Origin of the sequence: Amycolatopsis sp. NPDC004169, from assembly GCF_040610315.1 — a bacterium.
Lineage (GTDB): Bacteria > Actinomycetota > Actinomycetes > Mycobacteriales > Pseudonocardiaceae > Amycolatopsis.
Window position 1 is genome coordinate 35,133 of sequence record NZ_JBEXMD010000038.1, and the last position, 25,252, is coordinate 60,384.

Genomic DNA, 25,252 nt, shown 5'->3' on the forward strand with positions numbered 1-25,252 from the left:
TTCTGCCCTTCGCCCGCCGCTAAATCGGTTGGAATTCACCGGTGCGTTCGGCAAGCTCGGGGCCATGGCGTCGAGGTGGGTGCGGCTGCAGGCCGTCGCGGTGTCCGGTTCGGCCGCCGAAGGGCTGCTCCTGGCCGCCATTCCCTTGCTCGCCGTCTCCGTCACCACCGATCCGCGGGAAGTGTCGCTGATCAACGTCGTCGGGGAAGCCCCCTGGCTGCTGCTGTCGCTGTTCGCCGGGGTGGTCATCGACCGGGTGCGCCGGACCACCGTGCTGGCCTGGGCCTACGCCGTGCTCGGCGCGGCCGCCGTCGTTCTCGCGACCGTGGCCTCCGCCGGGGTGCTGAGCCTGCCCGTGCTGCTGGTGGTCGCCTTCGTCGTCACCTCGGCGCGGGTGCTCGGGGACGGTGCCAGCGGGGCGCTCGTCCCGGAGGTCGTCGGCCACGAGCGGCTCGCCCACGCCAACGCGCGGCTCACCGTGATCGACCAGGGGGTCGTGCGGTTCGTCGTGCCGCCGCTGACCGGGTTCCTGGTCGCGGTGAGCGGCGGGGCACCCGCCTGGCTGGCCGTGGCCTGCGCACTCGTCGCGCTCGTGCTGGCGCGCCGGATTCCCTCGCAGTCCGTCGTGGCGGCCACGACGCACCCGCTGCGGGACCTCTCCGGCGGCCTGCGGCACCTGGTGCGGACGCCGCTGCTGCGGTCGATCACCACCAACGTCGCGCTCGGCTCGTTCGCCGCGAGCGCCGGGAACTCGATGTTCGTGCTCTACGCGACGCAGGTGCTGCACGTCGGCCCGGTCGGCTACGGCCTGCTGCTGGCCTGCCTGGCCGTCGGCTGGGTCGCTTCCTCGTTCGTGGTGCAGAAGATCGTGGACCGGCTCGGCTACTCGTGGTCGATGCGGCTGTCGCAGAGCCTCGGTGCCGTGGTGACGCTGCTGATCGCGATCGTCCCGCCGTGGCCACCGCTGGTGGGCCTCGTGCTGGTCTCGCTGACGGCGACCGTGCTGATCTGGAACGTCTGCTCGCAGTCGAGCCGCCAGCGCTTCACGCCGGCGCCGCTGCTGGGCCGGGTGCTCACCAGCCACCGCGCGCTGGCCTGGGGCCTGACTCCGCTGGGCGCGCTGGCCGGCGGCCTGGTCGCCGCGCACTGGGGCTTGCGCGCGGTCTGGGTGATGGCCGCGGGCATCCAGGCGATCAGCGCGGTCCTCGTCTGGTTCCAGCTCTCCCCCGCGGCCTTCCGGCGGACCGAAGAACTCGCCGCCGCCCGGGCTTGATACCGGGTGGTGTGCCGGGTCGGGGCACCGGCACACCACCCGGACGCCACTGTGCCGATGGTGACCAATCCGGCCACAGCCACGGCCGAATGACCTGGCCACCACGGTTACGTGCCCGCGGGGGGTCGGCCTACTTTTGGCCGGATTGGTCACTGCCCAGCGCCAGCGCCACCGCGCCCAGCAGCGCCGCGTCCTGGTCGAAGCGGGCCGCCACCAGCTCGGGCGGGAACGGCACCGCGTGCGCGAGCCGGTCCGCCAGCGCCGGCAGCAGCACGTCCGCCGAGCGCACGAGCCCGCCGCCGACCGCGATGCGCTGCGGGTCCAGGGCGATCGCCAGGTTGGCCACGTGCATCGAGAGCTCGTCGAGCGCCGCCGTCACCAGCTCCTTGGCCTCGACGTTCTCCTTGGCCAGTGCGAACAGCTCCCCGGCGGTGACCGGGCGGCCGAGCAGTTCGCTCGCCCGGCCGCCCAGCCCACGCCCACCGACGGCTTCCTCGAGCGGCGCCGCTCCGCTCGCGAAACCCTCGGTGTCCTGCGGCGAGAGCAGGTTGTACCCGATCTCGCCGGCAGCTCCGTTGGCGCCGGTCAGCACCCGGCCGCCGATCAGCACCGCGGCCGCGATGCCGGTGCCCAGCGACAGGAACACCGCGGGGTCGGCCCCGGCCAGCGCGCCCCAGCGCCACTCCGCCAGCGCCGCCGCCTTCGCGTCCGTGCCGACCGAAATCGACACGCCAGGGAACTCGGCGGCCACCAGCTCGGCCAGCCGCAGCTGTTCCCACCCCGGCACGTTCGGTGCGAGCAGGATGCGGTCCGGCAGCACGATCCCCGGGCTGACGACGCCGACGCACGCGGCCGTCGCGCCCTCGTCGGCCAGGAGGGACCTGGCCGCGGCGAGCGCGCGCACCACCACCTGCTCGGCCCCCGCCTGCGCGTCGGTGTCCAGCCGGCGCGTCGCCAGCAAGGTGCCGTCGCGATCGGCGAGTCCCAGCGCCACCTTGGTGCCGCCGAAGTCGATCCCGAGAATCCGATCCCCGCTCACGCGTGGGCCCCTCCCGTCCCCTGCACCACGATCCGGCCGGTGTTGAACCCGTCGACGCTGATCACCGGCGCCGCACCGCGCAGGTCCGCGGCCCGGTAGGTGACGGTCAGCGTCTGCGACTGGCCCGGCCAGAGCGTGATGTCGTTGTCGTCCCAGGTCGCGTTCGCGAGCTGGTTGTCCCCCGGCGCTTCCCGCCCGTCCGGCGTGCCGCGGCGGACGTCGGCCCGCAGGAAGAACGCCGCACCCGGCGTCTTCGCGGTGTTGGTCACCGTCACCGTGGTGACGAGGTCACCGCCCTGCGCGCGGGTCGAGGCCACCGCGCCGACCTGCGACTTCGGCAGGTTCTGCAGTGCCTGCAGGTTGCTGTACTGCGAGAGCGTCGCCTGCGGGTTGCCCAGCGTCTTGGCCCAGTCGACGACGTCCTTCTGCGTCGAGAGCCAGTAGACGTTCCGGTCGACGACCTTCCCGCCCTGCTTCACCTGCAGTTCGACGAAGTAGACCTGCGCGGGCGCCGGTGCCTTCGTCTCGGCCGGAACCTTCGGCTTCAGGACGCCCGTGCGCACACCCTGCGAACCCAGGGAGATCCCCGAAGCAGTCTGGTCGTCGAGCACCTTGCCGGCGGTGTCGAGCACGCGGGCCTGCACCGAAAGCCCGGACTGCGTGGCCGCTCCGAGGTTGTCCAGGGTGACAGACCCGTTGTCGTAGCCGTAGAGCGCGTGCAGCGGCTTGTTCGCCTTCTGGGCACCGAAGTACGCGCCCGGCTGGTCGCCGTCGTCGTTGTAGAGCGACCACAGCAGCGTCGGCCAGCCCTTGTTCAGCTGCCAGTAGACGACGCCGGTGGACGGGTTCGCCTTGTCCGTCGAGTGGTGCAGGAACGCCTCGAACTGCGAGCGGGTGTTCTCGTAGTTCGCGATGTTCGCCAGGTCCACATAGGACTTCAGCGACGACCACCTGCCGTACCGCTGCAGGATGGACTGGTCCAGCGTGTACAGCGTGCCGAAGGCGTAACCGCCGTGGTCGGGCTCGAAGTTGGCGTGGTACTGGTTGTACGCCGGGTCCTGCCACAGCTTCGCCTGCTCGGCAGGCGAGAGGAACCGCTTGATCGAATCGAGCGTCGGCACGGTGTGCCCGGCGCTCTGCTCGCTCGCGAAGCCCCACGCGCCACCCGCGTTCGTGCGGCTGTCGTCGGAAGCGTCGAAGTGCGAGCTGTCGTACCAGTAGGACGGCGGGACCCAGTCGTACGGGCCCTCCTTCTCCCCCGAGTTGCCCAGCGTCGGCGTGCTCTTGTACTCCGCCGAGGCGATCACCGGGACCTGGAAGTCCTCCTGCCGGAACGCGGTGAGGACGGCCTGCTCCTGGTTCGGGAACGGCTCGTTGTCGCTCCAGCCGTAGTTGAACACGCTGGGGTGGTTGCGTTCGCGCTGCGCGATGCTCACCGAGGAGTCGTGGATGATCCGCAGGTCGCGCTCGCCGAGCTGCTCGGCGGTGTCGGGCTGCCAGGCGTCGCAGCAGAGGAACCCGCCGATCACCAGCAGGCCGGCGCGGTCGGCCTGGTCGTAGAAGTCCTGCGGCATGTCGTGGCCCTCGAGCCGGACGCCGGACAGGCCCAGGTTCTTGATCAGCGCGAGCTGGTGCGCGGTGTCGGCCTTGTCGTAGCGCAGGAACAGGTCCGGCGCGAAGCCGCCGCCGCGGAAGACGAAGTCCTTGCCGTTGATGGTGAACTGCCGCGCGCCCTCCGGCAGCGGCGCGGACTTGCCGACCAGTCGCGAGGTCACCGTGCGGATGCCGAAGGTGCTCTTCGACGACGTCGACAGCGCGCCGTCCTGCGAGACCGCGGTGGTCAGGGTGTACAGCGGCTGGTCGCCCATCGAATACGGCCACCACACCTTCGGGTGGTCGATCTTCACCGGCGCGAGCGAAACCGTCCGCTGGGTGTTCGCCGGGATCGTCACGCGCTGCTTGACGACGATCGGCGCGCCCGAGGGCGCGGTGATCGTCGCGGCGACGTCCCCGGTCTGCGCGGTGGCCGCGTTGTTGGTGACGTCGAGCTTCACCGTCACCTTCGAGCTCGAGAGGTCGGGCGCATTGTCCTGGACGACGTGGGCGTTCTCGCCGGTCAGCGCGTCGGAAACCTGCAGGGTCGGCGGGAACTGGATGCCGGTGTCGTTGTCCGGCGGGATCTGGCCCCAGTCGACCTGGTCGAGCGTGTACATCTTCAGCGGGTTGTTCGGGTAGACCTTGATCGCCAGCGTGTTGCGGCCCGGCTTGACCAGTTTCGTCACGTCGAAGGTGTGGCCGGCGAACGCGCCGCTCACGACGTCCTTGGCGGCGACGAGCGAGCCGTTCACCCAGACGTCGCCCTCGCCCACGACGCCCGGGATGGTCAGCTTCGCGTGCTGCCCCGGCCGGATGCCGGGGGTGAAGTCGGTGCGGTACCACCAGGGGTCGGAGAACGGCTTCGTGACGACGGGGCCGAGCTTGTCGACGTACCCGAAGCACTTGCGCATGTTGTCCGAGAAGAAGACGTCCGGGCACTTGCCGTTCTGGACCAGTGCGGTGATCTCGGTGCCGGGCGCGCCGGCGTCGTCCGGCTTCACCGGCAGCCAGCCGCGGGTGGCGTACCCGGGCGTGGAGACCTTCTCACCGCCGTCCTTGACGCTCGCCGTGGTCAGCACCTGCCAGCCCTGCAGGCCGATCGTGGTGAGCCCGTGCGGCTGTGTGAAATCCTGCTGGGCGAGGTCCTGCTGCGCGGACGCCGGCGCGGCCACGCTCAGCACGCCGGGCACGAGCAGCAGCGCGGCGAGCACCGCGAGCTTGCGGGTCATGCCTGAACCCCTTCCGGTTCGGTGGCGAAGGCTTCCTTGATCTCCTTGGGCCCGAACGGCCACGTGTGCTCGGCCTTGGCGTAGACGAGGTAGGCGATCGCGCCGACGGCGATCCAGCCCAGCGACAGCCAGATGGACAGCCACTCGGCCGACTTGTAGATGTACACCCAGCCGACGAGCGCGATGATCGTCGGCACGGGGTAGAGCCACTGCCGGTACGGCCGCCTCAGGTTCGGCTGACGGCGGCGGAGCACGACGATCGCGGCGACCTGGGCCAGCGACTGGATGATGACCAGCGTCGCGACCGCGGCGTTGATCACCTCGGTCAAGGTGAACAGCGAGCCGACGATCGTGATGGCGCCCATGGTGAGCACGCCCGCGGTCGGCAGGTGCAGCTTCGGGTGCAGCTTGCCGAACACCGGCAGGAACACCTTGTCGCGCGCGGCTTCGAACGGCACGCGCGAGCCGCCGAGCAGCCCCGCGAACACCGACCCGATGGCGGCGATGACGATCAGCACGGTGACGGTCTTGGCGACCCCGGTGCCCCACACCTGCTCCAGCACCGACGACGCCACCGACTTCGCGTCCTTCAGCTGCTCCAGCGGGATCGAGCCGAGCACGCCGACCTGCAGGAGGAAGTAGAGGCCCATGATGCCGAGGATGGAGAAGATGATCGAGCGCGGCAGCGTGCGGCCCGGGTCGCGGACCTCGCCGCCGAGGTAGGCGGAGGTGTTGTAGCCGAGGTAGTCGTAGATGGCGATGATCAGGCCGGCGCCGAGGCCGCCCCAGAACGTGCCGGTGCCGGCCGAGCTGAACGCGCCCGGGGTGAAGGCGAACGCCTGCGCCCCGCTGAAGTGCGAGAAGGCCGCCACGATCGTCGTCAGCACCGCGACCAGCATGACCACGAACAGGACCGTCGTGAGCTTGGAGATCTGGCCGATCTTCCGGAACAGGGCCAGGATGATCACCAGGGTGATGCCGACGCCGATGATCTTGCCCAGCGGGGTCGTGCCCGCGTCGTCGGTGACGCCCGGGATCAGGTAGCCGAGGTACTGGACGAGCCCGATGATGCCGGTCGACATGATCAGCGGGATGAACAGCACCGCGCTCCAGACGAACAGGAACGGCATCAGGCGCCCGGTCCGGTACTGAAACGCTTCGCGCAGGTAGAGGTACGTGCCGCCGGCGCCCGGCATCGCGGCGCCGAGTTCGGCCCAGATCAGCCCGTCGGCCAGCGCGACGATCGCCCCGATGATCCAGCCGAACATCGCCTGCGGGCCGCCCATGGTGGCGACCATGGCGGGGATCGTGACGAACGGGCCGATCCCGCACATCTGGGTCATGTTGATCGCGGTGGCCTGCAGCGGGCCGATCTTGCGTTCCAGGGCGGGCGGCTCCCCGGAACGAGTGGGTGAACTCACGACGTGCCTCCGACTAGTAGTTAGTAAAGTTTCTTAACATAGAACGCCGCGGGCCGGAAGGGTCCGCGGATAAACATGCGGCAACTCAGGAGGACGCGTGGGACGAAACGGGCCGCAAGTCGGGACCCCGGCGCACATGCGGGCGCTGAACCAGCGCCTGGTGCTGGACCGGCTGCGCGCGCACGGCGAAGCCACGCGGCCCCGGATCGCCGCCGACACCGGGCTGTCCAAACCCACCGTGGGCCAGGCCCTGCTCGACCTGGAGCAGCACGGGCTGGTCCGGACCACCGGCCGCAGCCTGGCCGGACCGGGCCGTGCGGCGGTCGTCTACCAGGCCGCACCGGACGCCGGGCACGTCGTCGGCGTCGACATCGGGCGGCGGGCGATCCGGATCGCCGTCGCCGACCTGGAAGGCAGCATCGTCGCGCGGCTCGACGAGCCCAACCGGTGCCGGTCGGCGAGCACGCTGGTGCGCACGGTGAGCGAATCCGTCGAACGCGCGGTCGCCGCGGCCGGCCTGAGCCGCAGCGATGTCGTCTCGACGGTGGTCGGCACGCCCGGCGTCCCCGACCCGGCGACCGGCACGGTGCACCGCGCGCCCAACCTGCCGGGCTGGGAGCGGCGCGGGCTGCTGCACGAGCTCGTCTCGGCGCTGGCCGGCGCGGGCTCGGACGTGGTGGTGGAGAACGACGCGAACCTGTGCGCGGTCGGCGAGCACGCCCTCGGCGCGGCGCTGGGCGTGGACGTGCTGGTGTGCCTGACGGTCGGCACCGGGATCGGCATGGGCCTGCTGATGGACGGCAGGCTGTTCCGCGGCGCCCACGGCGCGGCCGGCGAGATCGCGGACCTGCCGTTCGACCCGCGGCCGTCCGGCACGGGCGCGCGGCGCCCCGGCCCGGTCGAGACGGCGGCGGCGGGCCAGGCGGTGCTGGCCGCGGCCCGCGCCCGCGGGCTGACGAACGCGCGCTCGGCGAAGGACGTGTTCCGGCTGGCCCGCGCGGGCGACGAGCGGGCGCTCGGCGTGGTCGAGGAGGAAGCGGAGAAGCTCGCGTACGTGGTCGCGGCGGTGACGGCGGTCCTGGACCCCCGCCTGATCGTGCTCGGGGGCGGCATCGGCGGCAACACGGACCTGCTGGCCGGGCCGATGCGCCGCGCCCTGGCCGCGACGACGCCGGTGGTCCCGGAGATCGTGGCGGGCCAGCTGGGCGAGGACGCGGTGCTGGCGGGAGCGATCGCCACGGCGCTGAGCACGGCCCACGAGCTGGTGTTCGACCGCCGGGGCCTCGGCCGCGCCGCCGGGGACGCCTGACCGCGGTGTCCACAGTGGACTAGTCGGACGGGCCCCGCAGGGTCAGCACCACCCGCAGCACGTACTCGACCGCCGCCGGGAAGGCGGCGCCGCGGAGTTCGCCGCGGTCGGCCAGGTTACGGGCGGCGAACTCCAGCTCCCGCTCGGGCCCGCCGCGCCGCACCAGCAGCGCGGCGATCTCTTCGAACTCGAGATCCGGGTGGTCCATGCGCGTCAGGGCGAACTCGATGATCAGTTCCTCGGCCGTCACGTCCGCCTCCTTCCGCTGCTTCGAGCGTACCGGCGAACAGGGCCGGACGGCCCTGTCCGGGTCCTGTCTTTCCCGGGACGGGTGGGGACCTCCGGCCCGACACGCCGACCGGGGCGCCGACGACATCTCCCGTGTCGGCACTCCCCCACTCCCCCCGGACGGTGACTGGAATGTTCAGCGTGGCGCCGTGTACGTCCACCGCGACCCGGCAGGCGAAACGACTCGCCCGGCGCGCCGAAGAGCTCGTTCAGCGGACGTTGACCGGCGTGGGTGCCCGGCAGTCCGAGAGCCGGATCGCGACCGATGCCCAGGCGTACTGGCGCGAGCCCACCGGCGACCGGTGGCTCGCGAACTCCCACTGGCGGGACGCGTCGGTGTTCCGGGACAACGACCTGTGGTCGCGCATCGGCCGGGAGCACCTCGAACTGTTCGAACGCGGCGCGAAGATGGCCGGCTTCACCCGGCCGTGGAACCGGATCGTCGACTGGGGCTGCGGCGGTGGTGCGAACGCCGTGGCGTTCGCACCGCACGCACGGGAGTACGTCGGCGTCGACATCTCGGCGGACACGTTGCGCGAATGCGAGCGGGAGGTCGCCGCGACGTGCGACACGCCGTTCACGCCGGTCTCGATCGACGTCGAGGCGCCCGAAGCGGCGCTGGCGCGGATCGGCGAACCCTGCGACGTCTTCCTCAGCTTCTACGTCTTCGAGCTGATCCCGACCCCGGAGTACGGCGAGCGCCTGCTCCGCATCACTTCGCGGCTGCTCGCCCCGGGCGGGCTGGCCCTGATCCAGATCAAGTACGACACGGGCAGCTGGTGGACCCGGCCGCGCCGCCGCGGCTACCGGTCCGGGCTCGCCGAGATGACGACCTACCCGATCGCCGCGTTCTGGGAGCTCGCGTCGCGCTGCGGCCTGACGCCGGCCGCCGTCCAGCTCGTGCCCCGCAACGAGCTCGACAAGCACTACGCCTACTTCTTCCTGTCGAAGGCCTGAACCCGGCGGGTGGGCGGCGTCACCAGGCTTACTATACCGTCCAGACGGTATAGTAAGCCGCATGACCGCCCTCCTCCCGACTTCCGCACGTCCGTTGAGCCCCCGGCGCCGCTGGGCCGCGCTGGGCGTGCTCGTCGGCGCCGTGCTGCTGCTCGCGGTCGACGGCACCGTGCTGTACCTGGCCGTGCCGTCGCTCACCCGCGAGCTCGCGCCGACCGCCACCGAGATCCTCTGGATCGGCGACGTCTACTCGCTCGCACTGGCCGGGCTGCTCGTCACCGCCGGCAACCTCGCCGACCGCTTCGGCCGCAAGAGGGTGCTGCTCCTCGGGACAGCGGCGTTCGGGCTCGCCTCCGTGCTGGCCGCCTTCTCCCCCACCGCCGGCGTGCTCGTCGTCGCGAGGCTGCTGCTCGGCGTCGCCGGTGCGACGATCATGCCCTCGACGCTGTCGCTGATCCGGACCCTGTTCGCCGACCCGCGCGAGCGCACCCGCGCCATCGCCATCTGGTCGGCGGGGTCCGGCGGCGGTATCGCGCTCGGCCCGCTGGTCGGGGGCACCCTGCTGGAGCACTACTGGTGGGGCTCGGTGTTCCTGATCAACGTCCCGATCGTCGTCGTCTTCCTGATCGCCGGTGCCTGGCTGCTGCCGGAGTCGCGCGACCCGAACCCGGGCCGGTTCGACCTGCTCTCGGCCGGGCTGTCGCTGGCCGCGATCGTTCCGCTGGTCTACGCGGTCAAGCACGCCGTCAGCTCGGGTCCCGACCTGCAGGTGGCGATCGCGGCCGCCGTGGGACTGGGGTCCGGCGTCCTGTTCGTCCGCCGCCAGCGGCGGGCCGAGGCGCCGCTGATCGACGTCACGCTGTTCCGCAACGGGGCGTTCAGCGGCGCCGTCCTGGCGAACTTCATCGCGGTCTTCGCGCTGATGGGCCTGCTGTTCTTCTTCTCGCAGTACCTGCAGCTGGTCCGCGGCTTCTCGCCGCTGCAGGCCGGGTTCGCGGAGATGCCGGCGACGCTCGCCTCGATCGCCGTCGTGGCCGCCGTCGGCGTGGTCGCCGGACGGCTCGGGCGGGGGCGGGCCGTCGCGGCCGGGCTCGCCGTCGCCGCACTCGGCCTCGCGCTGGTGTCGCTCGCCGAACGGGCACCGCAGTACTGGTGGCTGGGCCTGACGCTGGTGCCGGTCGGGCTCGGCGTCGGGCTGGCGCTGACGCTGACCGTCGATTCGGTGCTGTCCGCGGTCCCGCGGGACAAGGCAGGCTCGGCGTCGGCGATCTCCGAGACCGCCTACGAACTCGGGGCGGCGCTGGGCATCGCGATCCTCGGCTCGGTGGTGAACCTGGTCTACCGGGCGTCCCTGCCGGCGGGCCCGCTCCCGGACCAGGTCCGCGACTCCCTCGCCGGGGCCGCGAGCGTGCTGGACCCGGCTTCGGAACTCGCCGGCGCCGCCCGGGAAGCGTTCACCGGCGCGATGCAGGTGACGTCGCTGGCGGCGGCGGCCGTCACCGCCGTCGCCGCGGTGATCGCCTGGCGTAGCATTCCGTCCGGAAAGGACTGAGCATGCCACGCAAGGCCGGGCGCGGCCCGGAAGAGACGCGCCGCGCGCTGCTCGACGCCGCCGCGACGGTCATCCGCACCCGCGGCGTGTCGGCTTCCCTCGACGACATCGCGCGCGCGGCCGGCGTGTCGAAAGGCGGGCTGCTGTACCACTTCCCGGCCAAGGACGCGCTGGTGCGCACGCTCGCCCAGGACCTGCTGGACGAGTTCCGCACCGAGGTGCAGGCCGCGCTCGACCCGGCGGACACCGAGCCCGGACGGCTGACGCGCGCGTACGTCCGGGCGTCCCTCGACACCTCGCAGGACGAGGTCGCGATCCGCGAGAACATCGCGCTCATCGCGCAGCTGATCTCGATCCCCGAGATCGCCGACCTCGCCCGCGCGGACGCGCAGAGGTGGGAGCGCGACCTCCACGACGACGGCCTGCCGGCCGAGGTGGTCACCTTGGTGATCGCCGCGGCCGACGGCGCGAGCACGGCGCCGCTGTGGGGTGTGGGCATCGACGTGACGGCCGCGCGGAAGCTGGAGCAGCAGCTGCTCGCCCTCACCCGCCGATGATCCGGACGGCGTGACCCGGCGGAGTCAACCCGACTTTGGTGTTGGGAAATCACCAGTTGCCGGGCCCTACGTTAGTCGGCTCCGGCGAACGTGTCTTCCGGGTAAATTTTCGACAGCGCGCGCAATTCCGGCAAATCCCCGTCCCCTCCGAGGAGTCTTCCGATGTCGAGGAAGTTCGCCCTGGCCGGCGCCGTTGCGCTCGCCCTGACCGTGACCCCGCTCGCCGCGGGGACCGCGTCGGCCGCCACCGAGCAGGAAGCGGCCGTCACGACGGTCTACTACAGCACCGCGAGCGCACCGACGTTCCGCTCGGTGATCAACGCCGGTGCCGCCAACTGGAACAACAGCGTCACCAACGTCCGCCTGGTCGAGCGCAACTCGGGCGCCAGCCTGCGCTACACCGAGGGCAACGACCCCCGCGGCTCGTACGCCTCGACCAACGGCCACGGCAGCGGCACCATCTTCATCGACTACACCCAGGCCCGCCAGTACAACCCGACCCGCATCGCGGCGCACGAGACCGGGCACGCCCTCGGGCTGCCCGACCACTACTCGGGCCCGTGCTCCGAGCTGATGTCGGGTGGCGGCCCCGGCACGTCGTGCACCAACGCCTTCCCGAACTCGACCGAGCGCAGCCGGGTCAACCAGCTGTGGGCCAACGGCCTCGTGGCGACCAACGCCGAGCGCGTGTACGAGACGATCTACGGCTTCTGAGCCGGAACGACTGAGCTGTGGCCCGGGCGGACACGCCCGGGCCACAGCCCTGTCCGGGGCCGCCTCGGTGATCATCCCGATGTGGCGGAGCGCGGCCGTCAATACGGTCGAACCATGCGAAAACGACTCGTCGCCGGGCTCACCGGCGTTCTGCTCCTGACCGCGCTCCCCGTCTCCGCCGCCGCGGCCACCGGGCTCGCGTTGCCCGCTCCCACCGGACCGTTCGCCGTCGGCAGCGTCGATCTGCACCTCGTCGACCACGCGCGGCCGGACCCCTGGGTCGCCGGGAAGCCCCGGGAACTCATGGTGACCGTCCGGTATCCCGCCCGCTCCGGCGGGGGCCCGAGGGTGCCGTACCAAACGCCGGGAGCCGCGGCCGTCCTCGCCGCCGAAGACGCTCGGCAGCTCGGCATCGCCGCCGACCGGGTCCGCTACACCTTCCCCACCCACGCCCGCGCGGGCGTTCCCGCGGCCGGCGGGCGGCGGCCGGTCGTGCTGTACTCGCCCGGCGCCAAGTACCCGCGCTCGGTCGGGACCGCGCAGCTGGAGCAGCTGGCCGGCGAGGGCTACCTGACGGTGGCGATCGACCACACCCACGAGCCGGCCGCCGTGGAGTTCCCCGGCGGCCGCGTCGAACGGCAGGTGCTGCCCACCGGCCCGGATGCCGGACGCCGGCTGATCGCCACGCGCGTTGCCGACACCCGGTTCGTCCTCGACGCACTGGAAACCCTGGCCCGCGGCGGGAATCCGGACGCCGAGCACCGCGCGCTCCCGGCCGGGCTGGCCCCGGACGTCTCCCGCATCGGCATGTTCGGCCACTCCGCGGGCGGGTTCACCACCGCCGAGACGATGGTGTCGGACGCCCGCGTGGCCGCCGGGGCCGACCTCGACGGCAGCATGGCCTACTCCCAGTCGGCCCGCGAGTTCGGCCGCGCCGCCGACGAAGGGCTCGACCAGCCGTTCCTGCTGCTGAGCGCGGGCAACCACAACGCGGCGTCCGATCCGTCGTGGCAGGAATTCCTGGCCCACCAGCGCGGGCCGGTGCGCACACAGCACCTGCCGGACGGCGAGCACTTCAGCTACACCGACTACCAGGTGCTCCTCCCCCGCCTCGGCCTCGCCCCGGCGGCGATCGCGCCGTTCGTCGGGACCGTCGACCCGGACCGAAGCGTGGCCGGCCAGCGAGCGACCCTCGGCGCGTTCTTCAAGCGCTATCTCGAACCGGACTGCTGACCCGCGCTAGCAAGTTAGCTTGCTAGCATGCTAGCGTCGGCTCGTGGGCGATGAAGACGTCAAGCAGTTCAACGTGTACCTGCCGATCGGGCTGATTCGGCAGGTCAAGCTCCGCGCCGTCGAAACCGAACAGTCGCTTTCGGCGCTCGTCGCCGCCGCGCTGCGCGCCTACCTCGAGACCGATTCCGAAGAGGAGCACTGACATGACGACCGAGGGCATCGAGGCGATGTACCTGGAAACGCACAACTGGGGCAAGGCGGCCAAGTTCTTCCAGGCGCTGGGCTACGAGATCGACTTCGCGACCGACCACAACTCCGGGCAGCTGCGCAACGGCGACGGTCCCTGGCTGTTCATCGCCGAGGTGCCCGAAAGCCAGGAGCCGCGGACGCAGATCGTGTTCAAGGTCCCGGACGCGGAGAAGTTCGAGGCCGGCGACGTCGTCGAGGTGGTCACTCCGTTCGAAGAAACCCACTACGGCACCAGGGAAATGACCGTCCGCGACCCGGACGGGCGGACGTGGACGCTGTCGGCTCCGGGTGCGGCCTGAAGTGGCCGCGCCCGACAGCACGGCGGTGCGGACCGCCCTGTGGCGGGCCCTGCACGTCGCCGTCGATCCGCCGCCGCACGTGTTCGCCGACGAGGTGGGCCTGCGGCTGGCCGAGCCGGGCGAGGGCTGGCGGCACCGCGACGACATGGACCCGGCCACCGCCGGCCGCTACCGGGCCGGCATGGTCGCCCGGGCCCGGTTCGTCGAGGACCTCGTCGCCGAGCAGGCGGCGCGCGGTGTCGGCCAGTACGTGATCCTCGGGGCCGGGCTGGACACCTTCGCCCAGCGCCGTCCGGAACTCGCGGGCCGCCTGCGGGTGTACGAAGTGGACCAACCCGGTCCGCAGGCGTGGAAACGCGCCCGGCTGGCCGAACTGGGCCTCGGCGTCCCGGACTGGCTGCACTTCGTGCCGGTCGACTTCGAGACGGCGTCGTGGTGGGACCGGCTCACGGCCGCGGGCTTCGCGCCGGGCGAACCGGCGGTCGTCGCCTCCACCGGCGTCAGCATGTACCTGACCGAGGCGGCGAACGCGGCCACACTGCGCCGGATCGCCGGGTTCGCCCCCGGCTCCACGCTGGCGATGACGTTCATGCTGCCGGCGGAACTGCTCGGCGACGGCGAGCGCGCCCGGCACGAGGCCACGGCGAGCAAGGCCGCGGCCGCGGGGACGCCGTTCGTCAGCTCGTTCTCGCCGGCGGAAATGCTCGCGATGGCCCGCGAGGCCGGGTTCCGCGACGCCGTCCACGTGTCGGCCGCCGAGCTGGAATCGCGGTACTTCGCGGGCCGCGCGGACGGGCTCCGGATCGCCCGTGGCGAGGAGTTCCTCGTCGCCACCACGGAACCTACGGCCGGGGCTGCAGCTGCAGGTACGCCCGCAGCATCGTCTTGACCGGCTCCAGCAGCTCGGTGGCACCGTCGCCGCGGAACGCCTCCTGGATCACCGCGTCGGCGGCGAGGAACGCGGTGCGGCACGCCACCGCGGCCGGGTAGTCGTCGCGCAGCAGCTGCTGGGCGACCAGGATGCGGTGCACGCCGGTGGCCATCACGCGCTTGTGCGCGAGGTCGGCTTCCCGGGTTCCGTCGGTGAGGCCGCGGCCGAACCACAGCGCGCGGAACCCGGGTTCCGCGCGGTAGAGCCCGGCGAAGGCGTCGACGAGCAGGCCGACGGGATCCGCCCAGGTCTCCCGCGCCGCCTGCTCGGCGAACGAGTCCATCAGCTCTTCCAGCCGGGCGAGGTAGAGCTCGCCCAGCGCTTCGGCGATGGCGTCGCGGTCGGGCAGGTACTGGTACAGCGCCCCCACGGAGATCCCGGCCTCGGCGGCGACCCGGGTCGTCGTCAGCGCTTCGACGCCTTCCTCGCCGAGCAGGCGATCGGCGGCCGCCAGCACCTTGGCCACCTTCTCGCGCGAGCGCGCCTGGCGCGGCACGCGGCGCAGCCGGCTGTCGGTCATCCGCTCCCCAAAGCTGAACCTGACTTTTATTCGGATTAATCCTAACCCGAGCGGCGCCGAAAAGTCAGTCGCAGCACGTCCGCGCGGCGGTTTACCCTTCCGGTGCGGGAAACCCCGACGGCTCGGGTCCCCGCAGCTTGGAGTAGTTCAGCAGGCAGAACACCCGGCTGTTCTCCGGGAGGGCGCAGGTTCGAATCCTGCCTCCAAGTCCCGTTCCACCAGGGGGAGTCCACATGGCACCGGAGGTGTCGCGCGGGTACGCCTACGGGCAGCTCGAACGCGCCCTGCGCACCGCTTCGTCCACACAGGACGCCGAAGTCCGCCGGCGCGCCGACGCCAAGGCGGCGCGGTGGCGGGCGGTGCTCGCCGGGATGGCCGACGGGTCACTGGGCGTCGGCTCGCGGACGCCGGTCGCGGACACCCCGTCGTGGGTGACCATCGAGGTCGCCCACGGCGGGTTCGCCACCGGCCGGTACCTCGCCGAGGTGCCGGTGCGCCCGGACGAACTCGCCGCCGTGCCCGCCGGCACGCCGGGCCGCACCGACCGGGAGCGCGTCAACCTCGGCCACCTCACCGACAGCGGGCTCGCCGCCCTGCGCACCGCACTGGCCACCGAGGCCTACCGGGTCGAGGTGCCGGAGGACGCGGCGCTGCCGGTGGCCGCCTGGCTGCTCGACCACGGGCACGCCGAGGCCGCCCTCGACCTCATCGCCGAGCTGCGGCCGCTCCTGCACCGGCTGCGGCTGGCCCCGCTCCCCGGCGCGGTCCCGCGGCCGTCCGGCGCGCTGGTGCGGCTGGCCACGGTCGGCGAGGTCCGCGAAACCCTGCGGTCGGCGAAGACCAAGCCCGCGATCGCGGCGATGCTGGAGACGCTGCGGGTGTGGCACCCGCTCTACGACCGGCTGGTGGCGCTCTGGGCGGAGACCGTCGAGGGCGAGCTGCCGCGGCTGACCGAAGACGGCGTCACCGGCGGCTGGCCCTGCCGGACGTGGCCCGAGGGCTGGGGTTCGCGGCGCGCGCAGTGGCTCGCGGACTACGCGACGGCGTGCGCGCGGCACCGGGCGTCGACGTCCCACCGGCAGCCGAAGAGCAACTTCGCCCGGCTGTACCGGGCGCTCACCCTGTGCCAGTTCGCGAGTGCGCGGCTCACCGGCCGGGACGTCGGCTGGATCCGCCGGGCGCTGGCCAACACGATCACCCGGCACGGCGAGCCGGGTTCGGAGCGGCGGGCGGCCCTGCGGTCGGTGCAGGCGGCGGTGGCCGCGCGCCCGACGCACGCCGAGCTCGCGGCCGTCCTGGCCGGCCGCCTCGACGCCTACCCCGGCGACGGTGGCCTCCCGGCGCTCGACCCGGTCGTCGAGCCGGCGGACGCCGTGCCGCCGCACCTGGTCGCGAAGGTGACGCGGGCGCTCGAAGCGCCGGTCGAAGAGCTGGTCGAACGCGGGGTGATCACCTCGGGCGACGTCCTCGCGGTGGTGCTGCCGCAGCTCACCGCCCAGCTGATGGCGGCGAACCTCGAGGACGAGCGGCTGGCGGTGTTGTACGCGCAGACCTACGCCGCCTTCCGCCGTCGCCGGGGGTTGCTGCTGCTCGACCTCGAGCACCAGGTCCGGCTGGAGGAACTGCCCTGGATCCGGGCGCTGGAGCCGTTCCGCGCCCGGCGTCCGGACGTCGCCGGGGCCGCGCGGCAGACGCTGACGCAGACGGTGCTGCTGGCGCTCGGGGCCTTTCCGCAGGCGATCCTGCCGAACACGCTGCTGCGCGAGCTCGGCGCCCTGGCGAAGCAGGCCGGGGTACCGATGCCGCTGCTGGAGGAACTGGCCGCCGACATCTTCGTGGGCACCTTCACGGAGAAGTGGCGCACGGCGGCGGCGACGGCGAGCCGGGTCATGGCGGGCACGCTGTACGCCCGCTACTACGACCTCCCGGAGGGGTGGCCGGCCCCGCCGCGCAGGCTGCGACGCACGGCGGACGACTTCGCGGCGGTCTGCGAGGCCCGGGCGGGCCGACGGCGGCGGTCGGTGGCGGGCAACGGGATGGTGATCGAGCAGAGCCAGATCCTCACGACGCACAACCTGGCGGTGCTGGCGGAGACGCTGGACCTGCGGTCGCGCCTGGATCCCGGCCTGGCCGGCCGGGTGTTCACCTGGGTGGTGCGCCGCCTCGCGGGACAGCGGTCGTGGGACCGGCAGCTGCTCAAGAACATCGCGTACGCCTGGCGGCAGGCGATCTTCTTCCTGAGCTTCCGCGGCGAAGACGAGCAGCGCGCCGCGGTGGCGCAGCTGGGTGAGCTGGTGACGCAGGCGGGGCTGCAGCACCGGTTCGGCCCGGCGGTGACCGGCCTGGCGGCGGCGGTCGAGGGCGCGCGGTTTTCGCCGGACGGCACACTGCCGGACGGCTCGGGACGGCGGCTGCTCGGCTGGACGACCGGGCCGCACTGGTGCCGGTGATTCGCGCGCCGACGCGGCCGGAAACCCGTTCCCACGCGAGTTTCCGGCAGCCGCTCGGGCTCGGCCGGAAACCAGCCCCACCCTCGGCAGCCGCTCGGGCGCGGCCGGAAACCAGCCTCGCTCCTCGGCAGCCGCTCGGGCTCGGCCGAGCAATCCCGGCGTGACCGCAGCTTCGGCCGGGAGCAGCCTCGGCCCTTTCACGCCGCTTAAGCTCGGCTGAAAAACCTCGCCGCTTTCCGCCGGGCCGGGAGGCGCCCGGCCACCGCGTCCTCCAGCAGGGCGCCCACCGTCTCCCGCGCGCAGGCCTTGTTCGCGCCGATGCCGCCCGACGGGCCGCGCTTGATCCAGCCCGCCACGTACACCCCCGGCCGGCCGGACACGCGGCCCGCCGCGTTCGGCACGATCCCCGCCTCCTCGTCGAACGGCAGTCCCGGCACCGGCACCCCGCGGAACCCCGCCGCCCGGACCACGCGCCCCGCCGGGATCTCCACCGCACCCGACGGGCCCGACGTCACCACCGCGCGGACCTCCGTGTCGCCGCCGAACTCCAGCGGTGCCGAGTGGAACCGCAGCACGATCCGGCGGCCCTCCGGCGGCGGCACCGACCAGTCCACCCGCTCCCGCGGCACCCCCCGCAGCCACGCCGCCTTCTCCCCCGGCTCCGCGGCGTCGATGGCCGCCGGAACGCGCGGGTCGTGCGTGTCCACCACCAGGCCGCCGCGGGCCGCGAGGGCCAGGAGCTCCGGGCGCGTGTACGCCGCCGTCTCCGGGCCGCGGCGGGCCAGCAGCACCACTTCGCGGACCTTGGCCGACCGCAGCCGCGCCAGTGCGTCCGGCGCGATCGGCGTCTCGGCGAGCTCGCCCGGGTCCGCCGTGAGGATGCGGGCGATGTCCAGGGCGACGTTGCCCGTGCCCACGACCACCACGCGCTCGGCCGACAGGTCGACCGCGTCCGGCTCGACGTCCGGGTGGCCGTTGTACCAGCCGACGACCGTCGCGGCCGGCAGGCTGCCGGGCAGGTCCTCGCCCGGGACGCCGAGGCGCCGGGCCTCCGTGGCGCCGACCGCGTAGATCACCGCGTCGTGCCGGTCGGCCAGCTCGGGACCGGCCGTGACGCCGAGCCGCAGGCGCAGCCGCGGGTGGTCGTGGAACCGCGCGAACGTCTCGCCGATCTTCTTCGTCGACGGGTGGTCCGGCGCGACGCCGTAGCGGATCAGGCCGCCGGCCACGGGCAGGCGGTCGACGAGCGTCACCCGGGCGTTGGTGTGCAGCAGCAGGTCTTCGACCGCGTACATCCCCGCCGGGCCGGTGCCGACGACGGCGACGTCGAGCGGCGCGAAGTCGCTCGGCAGCACCCGCGCGAACGACGGCGGCGACCAGCGGTGGAAGTTCGGGGCCACCGAGACGTCGGCGAGCACGTCCCGGCCCGCGTAGTACTCGGCGTTGATCTGCTCGTAGGCCCGCAGCGGCCCGGTCAGGTCGCCGGCCGGGAAGATCGCGTCGACCGGGCAGGCGTCCGCGCAGGCGCCGCAGTCGATGCAGGTGGCCGGGTCGATGTAGAGCAGGTCCGTCGTCCCGAAGTCCGGCTCGTCCGGTGTCGGGTGGATGCAGTTGACCGGGCAGACCGACACGCAGGACGCGTCGGCGCAGCAGGTCTGGGTGATCGCGAAGGCCATCTCAGATCAGGCTCGCGCGCTTGTAGAACCACAGCGACGGCTTGGTGAGCAGCCCGGCCGAGTGCAGGAACTCCATCAGCCCGGCACAGCTCGAGCGCAGCATCGACTTGTGGTGCTCGTTGGCCTTCGCCTCGCGCCGCGCGCGCTTGCCATCCAGGCCCGCGTTCTCGTAGACCTTGGCGTTCACCATGCTCGTCACGATGAAGTACGACGCGATCGCGACGACCAGGCCGTTGACCTGCCGCCGCAGCCAGCCGGCGCCGCGCAGCCGCTCGCGGGTCTCCTCGCGGGCGAACTTCATGTGCCGCGACTCCTCCACGACGTGGATGTTGTTGATGGTCCGCACGAACGGGACCACCCGCTCGTCGCGCATCCAGTCGCGCTGCATGACGTCGAGGACCTCTTCGGCCACCAGGATCGCCGCGTACGCGGCTTCGCCGGTCGCGGTGGCCTTGAAGACGCGGCCCAGCTCGACGACGAACCGGCGCGGCCGGTAGGCGGGTGCCCGCAGCTTCGCCGCGCCGCGGGCGAACATGATCGAGTGACGGCACTCGTCGGCGATCTCGGTCAGCGCCCACTGGAACGCCGGGTCGGTGGGGTCCTTGGCGTAGAAGTCGCGCAGGACCATCTGCTGCAGGATCATTTCGAACCAGATCCCGGTGCTGGCCACCGACGCCGCCTCCTGGCGGGTCAGCTCGCGCTGCTGCTCCGGGGTCATGTCGTCCCAGTAGGAGGTGCCGTACAGCGTGCTCCACTCCGGGCTCGCGCCGTGGTAGCCCGTGTCGAGCGGCGTCTCCCAGTCGACCTCCTTGACGGGGTCGTAGGACAGCTGCTCCGACGAGTCGAGCAGCCGCCGCGCCACGGTCTCCCGGTCCGACACGCCCGATTCGCTGATGCTGGTCACTACCGACCTCCTCGTCAGGTGTTACCGAAGTTCACTGTTACCAACCGTAACACATACTCGGAAGCCCGTCGCGGGGCAATTGAGTGAACGACTGTACACTCGGATGGTGAACCCAGGACGCGCCACGGCGAAGCCGTTCGGCTCCGGCCTGCTCGGGCCGGTCGACGAGCACGCCACCCTGCTCCGCCGGCGCGTCCAGCGCCTGCTCACGGCCACTTTGATCGCCACCAACGTGATCGGTGCCCTGGTCGTCGTCGGCCTCGCGGCGCTGCTGATGCCGGCGCCGGGGATGTCCGGCGAACTCGTCCGCGTCACCGCGATCGCAGTACCCCTGTACGTCGTTTCGGCGGTCGTCGCCGGCACGCTGTGGGGCACGCGCGGCGCCCTCCGCACGCTGCACTGGGCGGCCGAAGGAAGGCAGCCGACCGACGCCGAACGCGCCGCGAGCCTGCGCGTCCCGTTGCGGCTGACGGCCGTGCAGGCCGTGCTGTGGGGCATCGCGACGCTGCTCTTCGGCGGGCTCGCGGCCCTCGTGCAGCCGGAGGTCGTGCTCACCGAGTTCCTCGTGGTCGCCTTCGCCGCGGTCGTCGTCTGCGCGATCGCCTACCTCTTCGGCGAGTTCGCGCTGCGGCCGTACGCGGCGCTGGCGCTGGCGGGCACCACACCGCCGCGTCCGGTCAACGGCGGCGTCAACCGGCGGATGCTGCTGTTCTGGTGCCTGGGTACCGGGGTGCCGGTGGCCGGGCTGGTCGTCACCGCGGTGCTGGCCTGGGTGCGCGGCGACGTCTCCACCACGAAGCTGGCCGTGTCGGTGATCGCGCTCGGGCTGGTCGTGCTGTGCTTCGGGCTGCTGGTCACCGTGTTCACCGCCCGCTCGGTGGTGGGCCCGATCTCGTCGGTGCGCGACGCCCTCGGCCGGGTGCGGGCCGGGGACTTCACCGCCCGGATCCCGGTCTACGACGGCACCGAGCTGGGCCTGCTGCAGGCCGGCTTCAACGACATGACCGCCGGGCTGGCCGAACGCGAACAGCTGCGCGACCTGTTCGGCAGGCACGTCGGGCACGAGGTCGCGGTCGAGGCCATGCGCACCCCGTCCGGGCTGGGCGGCACGGTCCGGACGGTGTCGGTGCTGTTCGTGGACCTGGTCGGGTCGACGGCACTGGCCGCCAGCCGGCCGCCGGAGGAGGTCGTCGGCCTGCTCAACCGGTTCTTCGCGGTGGTGGTCGACGAGGTCGACCGGCACCACGGGCTGGTCAACAAGTTCGTCGGCGACGCCGCGCTGGCCGTGTTCGGCGCTCCCGCGCCGCTGGGCGACCACGCCACCTGCGCGCTGGCCGCCGGCCGCGCGATCGCCCGCCGGCTGGCCGCCGAGGTGCCGGACGGCCCGGCCGGCATCGGCGTGGCCACCGGCGACGCCGTGGCGGGGAACGTCGGCGACCCGCGCCGCTTCGAGTACACGGTGATCGGCGACCCGGTCAACGAAGCCGCGCGGCTGACCGAGCTGGCCAAGAACGCGCCCGGCCGCCTGCTCGCCTCGTGGACGGCCGTCGAGGCCGCGGCCGCGGACGAAGCCGCGCGCTGGACGGCGACCGAAGACGTCACCCTGCGCGGCCGCAGCCGGCCGACGACGCTCGCCTCGCCGCGGTCGAGCTGAGCGATCAGCGCCGCGGGTCGATGTGGACCTTCGGGCCCGCGCCGCCGGTCCGCTCCCCGGCGAGCACGGCACCGACGTCACCGAGGCCGACGGTCGCCGCGACGAGCGGCCGCGGATCGACGGCACCGCTCGCGTACGCGGCGATCGTCTCCGCCAAGCCGGGTGACGCGGACAGCACCCCGACCGCGGTGACGTCCTTCAGCACCAGCGCGCGCGTGTCGAGCCGGCTGGGTTCCCCGGACAGTCCGATGTAGACGACCCGGCCCGCGGGCTCCACCAGCTCCACGGCCAGCGCGGGTGAGCCGGCCGCGCCGGTCGCGTCGACGACCGCGTCGAACGGCAGGTCCGGCAGGGTCTCCCGGGTCCACGCGTGCGGGAAACCCAAGCCGCGGGCGAACTCCAGGGAGCCGACCCCCAGCAGGTGCACTTCGGCGCCCGCCGCGCGCAGGAACATCGCCGTGAGCAGCCCGATCGTCCCCGGACCGAGCACAAGGGCCCGATCGCCCCCGCCGACCCCGGCCGCGCGGGCCGCGCGCAGGGCGTTGCCGCCCGGTTCGACCAAGGCGCCGAGCACGGCGTCCACCGCGTCGGGCAGGGCGTGCAGCGACCACGCGGGTACGGCGAGCTTTTCGGCCAGCGCGCCGGCCCGGCCGCCGCGGATGCCGACCTCCTGGCGGCGTTCGCAGGTGTGCTGGTGGCCCCGGCGGCAGCGGCGGCACGTCCGGTCGCCGAGCATGGTGTCGCCCATGACCCGGCGACCCAGCCAGGCCGGGTCCACGCCCTCCCCCACCGCGGTGACGGTGCCCGCCCACTCGTGGCCCAGCCGCATCGGGTACGCGGAGTGCCCCTGGTGCAGGTAGGCCATCGCGCCGGTGAAGAACTCGACGTCGGTGCCGCAGACCCCGGCCCGTTCCACGTCGACGACGACTTCGCCCGCCACCGCCCGCGGCGCGGGGACCTCCTGCACCGAGTACTCCCGCGGACCGGTGAGCACGAAAGCCCGCATCGTCGACGCCATGGCCGCATCCTCGCACGCGGCCCGTTCGCGAACACTTGCTATTTTCTTGACAGATGTCCAGAATCGACCGCGTGACCGACTGGACCACCGAAGCGCCCGCCAAGGACCGGCGGGTGCGCCGGTCGCGCGCGGCGCTGATGCGGGCCGCCGTCGAGCTCGTGTCCGAACGCGACTCCACCGCCGTCACCGTGTCCGAGATCGCGGAGGCCGCGGACGTCAGCCGCCAGGTGCTGTACCAGCAGTTCGGCGACCGGGACGCGCTGCTGCTGGAGGCCGCGCTCGACCTCGTCCGCCGGGAACTGCTCGGCGAGCAGGGCGGCCTCGCCGCCGCGTCCGACGAGCACGGCTCGGTGCTGGCGCTGGGCCGGCACTTCGCCCGGTACCGGCGCTTCTACCGCGCGCTGCTGACCGGCGCGTCCGCGTACGCCCTCAACAAGGCGCTGACCGGCCTGTTCCTCCCGTTCAACCGCGAGAACCTCAGCCGCGCGCTCGGCGGCCGCCCCGACGCCGATGCGGTGGCGGACCTGGCCACCTTCCTGACCGGCGGGGCCGGGGCGGTCGTCAACGCGTGGGTCGTCGACGGTCCGGACCCGCTCGACCCGGAAGAGTTCGCCGGACGGCTGCTGCGGATGCACTCGGTCGTCACCGCGATGATCATGAAGGAGGACGTCCGGTGATCAGCCGTCTCGTCGAACGCCTGCTGAAGCTGCCCGCGCCAGTCACCCGGCGCCTCGCCGTCCAGCGGGACCTGCGCGTCCCGATGCCCGACGGCGTCGCGCTGCTCGCCGACCGGTGGGCACCCCGCACCGGCGGGGACGGGCTGCCGCTCGCGCTGGTGCGCACGCCCTACGGCCGCCGGGGTGTGTTCGGGGCCCTCCTGGCGCGCCCGCTGGCCGAACGCGGGTTCCAGGTGCTGATCCAGAGCACCCGGGGCGGCTTCGGCTCCGGCGGCGTCTTCGACCCGCTGCGGCAGGAACGCGAAGACGGCCTCGCGACCCTGGACTGGGTGGTGGAGCAGCCGTGGTCCGGCGACGCGATCGTGCTCGTCGGCCCCAGCTACCTCGGGTACGTGCAGTGGGCGGTCGCCGATCGCCTGCCGCCGCAGGTGAAGGCGATAGTCCCGCAGGTCACCGAGTCCGGGCTGACGCTGGAGTTCCTGCGCGAGGACGGCCTTTCGCTCGAAACGCCGTTCGGGTGGGGCGTCCAGGTCGCGGTCCAGGAACGCCGGTTCTCGCTGCTCCGGCAGCGCAGCCAGGCGAAGAGGCTCGAGCGAGCGCTGCACACGCTGCCACTCGCTCAGGCCGACGTCGTCGCGATCGGCCACCGCTCCGACTACATCCAGGACATCCTCACCCGCAACGGGCACCACCCGCGCTGGGCGGAGGTCGACCACCGGCGCCGGGTCGCGGACGTCACGGTGCCGGTCAGCTCGGTCGCCGGCTGGTACGACATCTTCCTGCCCGGGCAGCTGCGCGACTTCCGCACGCTGCAGGAGCTGGGCAGGCGGCCGCGCCTGACGGTCGGGCCGTGGACCCACACCGGCAACCTGTTCGCCAGCACGGGCGAGACGCTCCGGGAAACGCTCGGGTTCGGGCTCGCGCACGCCCGCGGCGAGGAACCCCCGGAGCGTGCGCCGGTCCGGCTGTTCGTCATGGGTGCGGAAGCCTGGCGGGACTTCGCGTCCTGGCCGCCGGAAGGCTATGCACCGCAACGGTTCCACCTGCAGGCGGGCGGGGTGCTGGCGCCGGGGGAACCCGGCGGGTCCGAGCCGGACCGCTACCGCTACGACCCGGCGGACCCGACCCCCGCGGCCGGCGGCGTGCGCATGGCCCCCGACGCGGGCCGGGTGGACAACGCCGCGCTCGAAGCGCGCGCCGACGTCCTCACCTACACCACGGCCGTGCTGGCCGAAGACGTCGAAGTGATCGGGGACGTCCACGCGGAGATCTGGTTCCGCTCCAGCCTGCCCTTCGCCGACGTGTTCGTCCGGCTCTGCGACGTCGGCCCGGACGGCCGTTCGGTCAACGTCTGCGACGGCCTCACCAGCCTGCGGACCGCGGACGAACTCGCCGCCGTCACGGTCCGGCTGTGGCCGACGGCGCACCCGTTCCGGCGCGGGCACCGCATCCGGGTGCAGGTTTCCAGCGGCGCTTTCCCGCGCTACGCCCGCAATCCCGGCACCGGGGAACCCCACGCCACCGCCGTCACGCTGCGCGCGGCGGACCAGGAGGTGCACCACGACCCCGCGCACGCGTCGGCGATCGTGCTTCCCGTGCGTGATTCACGGAAATGACGGCCATACCGCGAAAACACGGCGAAGTGGATTGAAAAAGAATTCCCGGCGACGCGCCGAGAATCGTGTAACGCGCCTCCCGGGTGCGCG

General features: G+C 72.8%; 22 protein-coding genes and 1 tRNA gene. 15 read left to right on the forward strand and 8 right to left on the reverse strand.

What is annotated here, in order from left to right:
• Positions 1-64: 64 nt before the first annotated feature.
• On the forward strand, positions 65-1,273 hold the full coding sequence (locus tag ABZX11_RS36835; protein ID WP_354922153.1) for an MFS transporter: 1,209 nt from the start codon (positions 65-67) through the stop codon (positions 1,271-1,273).
• Positions 1,274-1,403: 130 nt separating this feature from the next.
• Here the strand turns inward: ABZX11_RS36835 and ABZX11_RS36840 are convergent, their stop codons facing one another.
• The 3 genes from ABZX11_RS36840 to ABZX11_RS36850 are packed head-to-tail and all read right to left on the reverse strand — an operon-like array spanning position 1,404 to position 6,558.
• Positions 1,404-2,312, reverse strand: coding sequence for an ROK family protein (locus tag ABZX11_RS36840; RefSeq protein ID WP_354922156.1), 909 nt, complete (start codon positions 2,310-2,312; stop codon positions 1,404-1,406).
• Entirely contained in the window at positions 2,309-5,137 is a 2,829-nt protein-coding gene (locus ABZX11_RS36845; RefSeq protein WP_354922159.1) for a beta-mannosidase, read from the reverse strand. Before ABZX11_RS36845 ends, ABZX11_RS36840 begins: the two co-directional genes overlap by 4 nt.
• The gene (locus ABZX11_RS36850) at positions 5,134-6,558 is read right to left on the reverse strand and encodes an APC family permease (RefSeq protein ID WP_354922162.1); all 1,425 of its coding nucleotides are present in this window, start codon (positions 6,556-6,558) and stop codon (positions 5,134-5,136) included. The genes ABZX11_RS36845 and ABZX11_RS36850 overlap by 4 nt, the downstream gene beginning before the upstream one ends.
• Positions 6,559-6,694: 136 nt before the next feature.
• Between ABZX11_RS36850 and ABZX11_RS36855 the strand changes: the two genes are divergently transcribed.
• Positions 6,695-7,867 (forward strand): ROK family protein, encoded by a 1,173-nt coding sequence (locus ABZX11_RS36855; RefSeq protein WP_354922285.1) that lies wholly within the window; start codon positions 6,695-6,697, stop codon positions 7,865-7,867.
• Positions 7,868-7,886: 19 nt separating this feature from the next.
• On the opposite strand, the gene ABZX11_RS36860 is transcribed toward ABZX11_RS36855, so the two are convergent.
• Positions 7,887-8,117, reverse strand: a complete 231-nt coding sequence (locus ABZX11_RS36860; RefSeq protein ID WP_176170111.1) for a hypothetical protein — start codon at positions 8,115-8,117, stop codon at positions 7,887-7,889.
• 170 nt (positions 8,118-8,287) lie between these two features.
• On the opposite strand from ABZX11_RS36860, the gene ABZX11_RS36865 reads away from it, so the two are divergent.
• The 8 genes from ABZX11_RS36865 (at position 8,288) to ABZX11_RS36900 (ending at position 14,605) form a co-directional block, all read left to right on the forward strand.
• Complete coding sequence (locus ABZX11_RS36865) at positions 8,288-9,112, forward strand: class I SAM-dependent methyltransferase (RefSeq protein WP_354922165.1); 825 nt, start codon at positions 8,288-8,290, stop codon at positions 9,110-9,112.
• Positions 9,113-9,173: 61 nt separating this feature from the next.
• Positions 9,174-10,664, forward strand: coding sequence for an MFS transporter (locus ABZX11_RS36870; protein ID WP_354922168.1), 1,491 nt, complete (start codon positions 9,174-9,176; stop codon positions 10,662-10,664).
• Positions 10,665-10,666: 2 nt separating this feature from the next.
• Positions 10,667-11,221, forward strand: coding sequence for a TetR family transcriptional regulator (locus tag ABZX11_RS36875; protein ID WP_176170113.1), 555 nt, complete (start codon positions 10,667-10,669; stop codon positions 11,219-11,221).
• Between the two features lie 162 nt (positions 11,222-11,383).
• Positions 11,384-11,935, forward strand: a complete 552-nt coding sequence (locus tag ABZX11_RS36880; RefSeq protein WP_354922171.1) for a snapalysin family zinc-dependent metalloprotease — start codon at positions 11,384-11,386, stop codon at positions 11,933-11,935.
• Positions 11,936-12,049: 114 nt separating this feature from the next.
• Complete coding sequence (locus ABZX11_RS36885) at positions 12,050-13,168, forward strand: alpha/beta hydrolase (protein ID WP_354922174.1); 1,119 nt, start codon at positions 12,050-12,052, stop codon at positions 13,166-13,168.
• A gap of 43 nt (positions 13,169-13,211) precedes the next feature.
• Complete coding sequence (locus tag ABZX11_RS36890) at positions 13,212-13,370, forward strand: CopG family transcriptional regulator (protein ID WP_176170114.1); 159 nt, start codon at positions 13,212-13,214, stop codon at positions 13,368-13,370.
• Position 13,371: 1 nt separating this feature from the next.
• Positions 13,372-13,716, forward strand: coding sequence for a VOC family protein (locus tag ABZX11_RS36895; RefSeq protein ID WP_354922177.1), 345 nt, complete (start codon positions 13,372-13,374; stop codon positions 13,714-13,716).
• Position 13,717: 1 nt separating this feature from the next.
• Complete coding sequence (locus tag ABZX11_RS36900) at positions 13,718-14,605, forward strand: class I SAM-dependent methyltransferase (protein ID WP_354922180.1); 888 nt, start codon at positions 13,718-13,720, stop codon at positions 14,603-14,605.
• Here the strand turns inward: ABZX11_RS36900 and ABZX11_RS36905 are convergent.
• Positions 14,559-15,167 (reverse strand): TetR/AcrR family transcriptional regulator, encoded by a 609-nt coding sequence (locus tag ABZX11_RS36905; protein ID WP_176170117.1) that lies wholly within the window; start codon positions 15,165-15,167, stop codon positions 14,559-14,561. The two genes, ABZX11_RS36900 and ABZX11_RS36905, sit on opposite strands and share 47 nt — an antisense overlap.
• 136 nt (positions 15,168-15,303) lie before the next feature.
• Between ABZX11_RS36905 and ABZX11_RS36910 the strand changes: the two genes are divergently transcribed.
• Both ABZX11_RS36910 and ABZX11_RS36915 read left to right on the forward strand, forming a co-directional pair.
• A tRNA-Asn gene (locus ABZX11_RS36910) sits at positions 15,304-15,376 on the forward strand.
• A 24-nt stretch (positions 15,377-15,400) separates the two neighbouring features.
• Positions 15,401-17,617, forward strand: a complete 2,217-nt coding sequence (locus ABZX11_RS36915) for a hypothetical protein (RefSeq protein WP_354922183.1) — start codon at positions 15,401-15,403, stop codon at positions 17,615-17,617.
• A gap of 206 nt (positions 17,618-17,823) precedes the next feature.
• Here the strand turns inward: ABZX11_RS36915 and ABZX11_RS36920 are convergent, their stop codons facing one another.
• Both ABZX11_RS36920 and ABZX11_RS36925 read right to left on the reverse strand, forming a co-directional pair.
• Positions 17,824-19,293 (reverse strand): FAD-dependent oxidoreductase, encoded by a 1,470-nt coding sequence (locus tag ABZX11_RS36920; RefSeq protein WP_354922186.1) that lies wholly within the window; start codon positions 19,291-19,293, stop codon positions 17,824-17,826.
• 1 nt (position 19,294) lies between these two features.
• On the reverse strand, positions 19,295-20,197 hold the full coding sequence (locus tag ABZX11_RS36925; protein ID WP_176170119.1) for a diiron oxygenase: 903 nt from the start codon (positions 20,195-20,197) through the stop codon (positions 19,295-19,297).
• A gap of 106 nt (positions 20,198-20,303) precedes the next feature.
• Here ABZX11_RS36925 and ABZX11_RS36930 point away from each other — a divergent pair, with 106 nt between their 5' ends.
• Positions 20,304-21,851: an adenylate/guanylate cyclase domain-containing protein gene (locus ABZX11_RS36930; RefSeq protein ID WP_354922189.1), complete on the forward strand. Its 1,548-nt coding sequence runs from the start codon at positions 20,304-20,306 to the stop codon at positions 21,849-21,851.
• Positions 21,852-21,855: 4 nt separating this feature from the next.
• Here ABZX11_RS36930 and ABZX11_RS36935 read toward each other — a convergent pair whose 3' ends face one another.
• Positions 21,856-22,869: an alcohol dehydrogenase catalytic domain-containing protein gene (locus tag ABZX11_RS36935; RefSeq protein ID WP_354922192.1), complete on the reverse strand. Its 1,014-nt coding sequence runs from the start codon at positions 22,867-22,869 to the stop codon at positions 21,856-21,858.
• A gap of 137 nt (positions 22,870-23,006) precedes the next feature.
• On the opposite strand from ABZX11_RS36935, the gene ABZX11_RS36940 reads away from it, so the two are divergent.
• Both ABZX11_RS36940 and ABZX11_RS36945 read left to right on the forward strand, forming a co-directional pair.
• Positions 23,007-23,546 (forward strand): TetR/AcrR family transcriptional regulator, encoded by a 540-nt coding sequence (locus ABZX11_RS36940; RefSeq protein WP_354922288.1) that lies wholly within the window; start codon positions 23,007-23,009, stop codon positions 23,544-23,546.
• The gene (locus ABZX11_RS36945) at positions 23,543-25,162 is read left to right on the forward strand and encodes a CocE/NonD family hydrolase (protein ID WP_354922195.1); all 1,620 of its coding nucleotides are present in this window, start codon (positions 23,543-23,545) and stop codon (positions 25,160-25,162) included. Before ABZX11_RS36940 ends, ABZX11_RS36945 begins: the two co-directional genes overlap by 4 nt.
• Positions 25,163-25,252: the final 90 nt, after the last annotated feature.